This is a genomic window from Arthrobacter sp. H14 (assembly GCF_000520495.1).
In the GTDB taxonomy this organism is placed as follows: Bacteria; Actinomycetota; Actinomycetes; order Actinomycetales; family Micrococcaceae; genus Arthrobacter_C.
This window is the reverse complement of record NZ_KI914647.1, coordinates 15579-19765: the sequence shown is the minus strand read 5'-3', so window position 1 is coordinate 19765 and position 4187 is coordinate 15579. Positions and strand designations below refer to the sequence as shown.

Here is a 4187-nt window from a genome sequence, read left to right as displayed (position 1 = left end):
CCCGCCATGCCGCCGTCCTTCAGCGGCTGGAAAGTGGCGTGATCCCGGACGCCGCGGATGTTGCAAGCCTATGGGACGAGTTGAGCGCTGCTCCTGCCTGGACCGGACGGCCGCTCTGGCTGCACGGAGACTCGCATGCGGCCAATATTCTGTGCTCCGGCGGAAGGCTGAGCACGGTAATCGATTTCGGCGACCTCACCGCAGGCGACCCCGCCACCGATTTGGCAACCGCGTGGCTGACTTTCGATGCCGAAGGCCGGAGACGCTTCCAACGCCGCATTGCTCAGGCGGTTGAGGTTGACGCGGACACCTGGCGGCGCGCACGCGCATGGGCGCTGTCCATGTCGACCGCGATGCTCGCGGCCTCCGACGACCACCCGGGCATGCGCTCTCTGGGCGAAGAATCACTGCAGCAGGTTCTGGCTTAGTCCTCTCAGGACCGACGGAACTCCGCGCGCCAGAGTCCTAAGGGGCTGGGGGAGGCATAGTCCGGGAGCCCCTCGATAGACACGGCCGACAACCCATCCGTGCCGAACGCCTCGATCTCCGGCTGGGTCAGTGGCCAGGGCGGGCCGTCGTCGTCGCCCTTTTCGGCGATGGCCTGGATGGCCAGCAGGATCCCGCCCGGGGCTACCAATGACCGGACGCCGGCAGTGAGTCCGCCGCGGACCCTGCGATTCACTGCCTGGACGGTGAAGATCTCGACAACCAGATCGAAGGCACTGATCCAATCGCGCGGCAGGTCGAGCAGGTTCCCGACGGCGTAAGTCACTGCTGACCCCGGGTTCCGGGCGCGGGCTGCGGCGATCGCGGCGGGGGAGATGTCGAACGCCGTCGTTTCGTAGCCGAGCAGGGACAGGTGCTCGGCATCGGCCCCGAGCCCGCACCCGACGACGACGGCGGTGCCGCTCGCAGTTCCCAAGTCGGGGCTGTTGGGCCATGCGGCCAGTGCCGGGTGCGGGTCGTCCCGATCCCACGGCATCGTGACGGCTCCGTCCTTGGCCGACGCCCAGAGCGGCTCGAACCATCCGGTCGGGTCGGAAGGGTCAGCGTTACCGAGAAGCGCGGTCTCGGCCTGCCAGGAACGGGGCTCAGCCATAGCGCCGACGGTAGTCACGCGTGGGGAGCCCGTCAAGCGTTCGGTGTAGAAAGTATTGATAGCGTAGAGCCGGGCAACGAGGCCCGAGGGGTGGTACGAAAGGGATGTATCAGTGAAAGCGCTTTATAAGTCCGGCGCGCAGCCGGGATTCGAATTGGTGGACCGGCCGGAGCCGGAACCCGGTCCCGGTGAAGTGAAGATCAAGGTGATGACGACCGGCATCTGCGGCACTGATTTGCACATTCAGTCCTGGGACAGTTGGGCGCAAAGCACCATCAACGCGCCACTGATTCCCGGCCACGAGTTCTATGGCGAGGTGGTCGAAACCGGCGACGGCGTGCACAATACCAAGGTCGGCGACCGCGTCTCGGGCGAGGGCCACATAGTCTGCGGCATGTGCCGTAACTGCCGGGCCGGCCGGCGCCAGCTGTGCATCCACACGGTCAGCGTCGGGGTGCAGCGCGACGGCGCTTTTGCCGAGTACGTCGTGATCCCGGAAACGAACGCCTGGATTCAAGACGAGCGGATCACACCAGCGCTCGGCGCCATCTTCGATCCGCTGGGCAACGCCGTCCACACGGCACTGAAATTTCCGGTCACCGGCGAGGATGTACTTATTACTGGCGCTGGGCCGATCGGACTGATGGCTGCCGCCGTCGTACGCCATGTCGGGGCGCGCTTCATTGTCATCACCGATGTCAGCGAACCGCGCCTGGAACTGGCACAGTCCATGGGCGTGGACCTGCCCATTAATGTGGCGAGGACGAAGATCCGTGATGCGCAGCAGAGCATGGGGATGGCCGAAGGGTTCGATATCGGGCTCGAGATGAGCGGACACCCGACGGCGCTGCCGGAGATGATTGCAAATATGAACCATGGCGGCCGGATCGCCATGCTGGGTCTGCCGGCGTCGTCGATTGATATTGACTGGGCCACCGTGGTCACCCACATGCTCACTCTGCAGGGGATTTACGGTCGGGAGATGTATGAAACCTGGTATGCCATGAGCGCCATGCTGCAAAGCAGTGATTGGTTGCATGACGCGATTTCCAGTGTCATCACCGACCAATTGCCGGCGGGCGACTGGGAGAAGGGTTTCGAAGCCGCGCGCAATGGTGTGGGCGGCAAGGTTGTGCTGGACTGGACCCAGCTCTAGAACCGCGACGGATCGACAGGAGAAGCAATGTATTCAGCTATGAAGGAAGACCTGCAGTCCGAGCTGGAGGCGATCCGCGAAGCCGGACTGTTCAAGGCCGAGCGGAGCATCAGCTCGCCGCAGTCCAGCCACATCCGGGCGGGGCAGCCGGGGGCGGAGCCGGCCGAGGTGCTCAATTTCTGCGCCAACAACTACCTGGGCTTGGCCGACCACCCGGAGATCATCGCCGCCGCCAAGGAAGCCATGGACGAACGCGGATTTGGCATGGCCAGCGTCCGGTTCATCTGCGGAACCCAGGACCAGCACCTGCTGCTCGAACAGCGGGTCTCCGAATTCCTCGGCACGGATGACACCATCCTCTTCTCTTCCTGTTTCGATGCCAATGGTGGTGTCTTCGAGTCACTTTTTGGCCCCGATGATGCGGTTATTTCCGATGCGCTGAACCACGCCTCGATCATCGACGGCATCCGGCTCTGCAAAGCCAAACGGTACCGGTACAAGAACCGGGACATGGCCGATCTTGAGGCCCAGTTGCAGGCCGCGGCGGAGCAGGAACGATCCGACGGGTCGAAAGGCGCTCGGCGGACGATCATCGTGACCGACGGGGTGTTCTCGATGGACGGCTACCTTGCCCCGTTGGAGGCGATCTGCGACCTGGCGGATAAGTACGATGCGCTTGTCATGGTCGACGATTCGCATGCCGTCGGGTTCATGGGCGATACCGGCGCAGGAACACCCGAGCACGCGGGGGTGGGCGACCGGGTCGATATTTTCACCGGAACCTTCGGCAAGGCACTTGGCGGTGCCTCCGGAGGATATGTGGCAGGGCGCGGCGAGATCGTCGCCATGCTGCGGCAGAAGGCGCGGCCGTACCTGTTCTCCAACAGCCTGGCGCCGTCCATCGTGGCCGCCACGCTGAAGGCGCTGGATCTCGTCGTCAACAGCGGCGAACTCCGGAGCAGTCTCCAGGAAAACGCGGCGCATTTCCGGTCACGGATGGCGGAGGAAGGCTTTGAGCTGCTCGAAGGGGAGCACGCCATCATCCCGGTCATGTTCGGCGACGCCGTTATAGCTGGCAAAGTGGCCGACGAAATGCTCCGGAACGGAGTCTACGTAACGGCCTTCAGCTATCCCGTCGTTCCAAAAGACGCCGCCAGGATCAGGGTCCAGCTTTCCGCCGCCCACAGCCCGGAGGACATCGAAAACTGCGTCAAAGCGTTTGTGGCCAGCCGGGACGCGGTGAAGGCTGGCTCGGTCGGAGATAACTAAAAGGTTCGGCGATACCATAACCCCTATGGCTGAAAACTGTGACGTTCTGATTGTCGGCGGTGGCATTGCCGGGCTGTCGCTTGCCGCCCGGCTGGGCCGTGAATGCAGTGTGGCGCTGGTCGAGGCGGAAAGCTCGCTGGCTTACCACACCTCCTCGCGTTCGGCCCGGCAGATGCAGCCCAGCCACGGGCCGTGGCCGATCCGCCAGCTGACCGAACGGTCCATCGAGCAGGTTGACGGAATCTCCGGCGAGATTGGCCGCCGGATCCTCAGCCCCAGGCCGCTGATGTTCATCGGCAGCACCGAGGACGTTGAAGTTAAACTGTCCGGCAACGACGTGTTGGTGCCGATTTCCACGGCCGAAGCCCTGCAACGGAGTCCGGATCTTCGTCCGGAAGCATTCGAAGCGGTCGCGCTGGATGAATCCGCGCTGCAGGTTGAAGTCGATGTGCTGGTCGACTATTACCGTGACCGGGCGTTGGAAGCGGGGGTGCAGATCCACTGCGACGCACCGGTGCATACTGCCCAGCAGGTCGGTGCCGGGTGGGTGGTAGGTGCCGGGGATGAGGCGTTCAAGACCCGTACGGTCGTCAATGCTGCAGGAGCGTGGGCAGACCCGCTGGCGGTTATCTTCGGTGTCCGAACCCTGGGCTTGGAGCCGTA

General features: G+C 63.9%; 5 protein-coding genes. 4 read left to right on the top strand and 1 reads right to left on the bottom strand.

Annotation, left to right across the window (positions count from 1 at the left end):
- Nucleotides 1-428, top strand: a 428-nt coding sequence (locus tag Y707_RS24745; RefSeq protein WP_155852865.1) for a phosphotransferase, incomplete at its 5' end; no start/stop codon positions are given.
- Nucleotides 429-433: 5 nt separating this feature from the next.
- On the opposite strand, the gene Y707_RS0109270 is transcribed toward Y707_RS24745, so the two are convergent.
- Nucleotides 434-1099: a class I SAM-dependent methyltransferase gene (locus Y707_RS0109270; protein ID WP_026534873.1), complete on the bottom strand. Its 666-nt coding sequence runs from the start codon at nucleotides 1097-1099 to the stop codon at nucleotides 434-436.
- Between the two features lie 112 nt (nucleotides 1100-1211).
- Here Y707_RS0109270 and tdh point away from each other — a divergent pair, with 112 nt between their 5' ends.
- The 3 genes from tdh to Y707_RS31410 form a co-directional block, all read left to right on the top strand.
- Entirely contained in the window at nucleotides 1212-2255 is a 1044-nt protein-coding gene (gene tdh, locus Y707_RS0109265; protein WP_026534872.1) for an L-threonine 3-dehydrogenase, read from the top strand.
- Between the two features lie 27 nt (nucleotides 2256-2282).
- Nucleotides 2283-3524, top strand: coding sequence for a glycine C-acetyltransferase (locus Y707_RS0109260; RefSeq protein ID WP_026534871.1), 1242 nt, complete (start codon nucleotides 2283-2285; stop codon nucleotides 3522-3524).
- A gap of 25 nt (nucleotides 3525-3549) precedes the next feature.
- On the top strand, nucleotides 3550-4187 hold a 638-nt coding region (locus Y707_RS31410; RefSeq protein ID WP_035781014.1), incomplete at its 3' end, for an NAD(P)/FAD-dependent oxidoreductase.

Bases quoted from the DNA above. Each gene is read 5' to 3' on its own strand.
- Y707_RS0109270 (WP_026534873.1), bottom strand. From the start codon at position 1,099: ATGGCTGAGCCCCGTTCCTGGCAGGCCGAGACCGCGCTTCTCGGTAAC.
- Y707_RS0109260 (WP_026534871.1), top strand. From the start codon at position 2,283: ATGTATTCAGCTATGAAGGAAGACCTGCAGTCCGAGCTGGAGGCGATC.